Origin of the sequence: Streptomyces viridosporus, from assembly GCF_002078235.1 — a bacterium.
Taxonomy (GTDB): Bacteria; Actinomycetota; Actinomycetes; order Streptomycetales; family Streptomycetaceae; genus Streptomyces; species Streptomyces viridosporus.
Genome location: NZ_MSGP01000925.1, coordinates 1 through 904, shown reverse-complemented (window position 1 = coordinate 904; position 904 = coordinate 1). Strand labels below are relative to the sequence as shown.

Genomic DNA, 904 nt, shown 5'->3' with positions numbered 1-904 from the left:
ACTTCAGGCCGTCGCGCAGCGTGCAGCTGTACCGCTCGTTGCCGGCGTCGGTGAAGCCGCAGGACTCGGCCGCCTCGGGCACCGGATCGCCCTCGCCCCGCGGCTGGACCATCAGGGTCTGCACGGTCTGGCGCAGGATGTTCCAGGTGCCGACGTCGTAGGCGAAGGCCGGGTCGAGGGGCGCGGGGTGGTCCTTCGATGCGGTGAACCGGTCCGTGGTGCCGACGACGATCGCGTCGCCGCTGCTGCTTCCGCCCCCGGTGTCACCACAGGCAGCGAGCACCGGTGCGAGCAGGCCCATCGCGGCCGCCAGCACCAAAGTCTTGCGGTTCATGCTCGAGTTTCTCCAGGACTGTCGACTCCGTGTACCCGGCACGCAGGGTGTCGCAACGGCTCACGGGGTAGGGGTGATGTTCTCGCGATGAGATTAGTCCGCGCCCGCAGGAAGGCCCGCAGCCAGCGGAGTTGAGGCGTCATCACGCAGTGGAACCGGGTGTGAACGCACCGGAAGATGTGACCGGGGAAGGATTAGTGCAGCGTCCCCCCAATCGGGACACAAGGGCACGCCGACGACCGCCGATAAGGGACGGACAGCACATGCCGCCCTCCCTGTCGACCCCCTACGGCGTGTTGAACCTCACATGTGAAAACGAGCTCGTCGGCCCCGGAATTCAGCCATCGGCAACGGAGCGAATTCCCTCGGACACGGGCCGGTGGACCCGGACACCGACGGCGGGAATTCCACCCCTAACCTTTTTGCACACTGGGTGAACGCCTAGAGCATTTCCGTCATCAGACCGCGCAGAAATGTCAGGTCCACGACTTCCAGTGAGGGGACGACGGTGCGCCGGACGGCCGGGGCGATCGGGGCCACGGAGGGCACCGCCACGACCTGGCAGCCCGC

2 pseudogenes are annotated in these 904 nt (G+C 67.1%); both read right to left on the bottom strand.

What is annotated here, in order from left to right:
* Positions 1-334 (bottom strand): annotated as a pseudogene (locus tag B7L92_RS38705) (ABC transporter substrate-binding protein); the annotation flags it as partial.
* A 441-nt stretch (positions 335-775) separates the two neighbouring features.
* Positions 776-904: pseudogene (locus B7L92_RS43445) on the bottom strand (HAD family phosphatase); the annotation flags it as partial.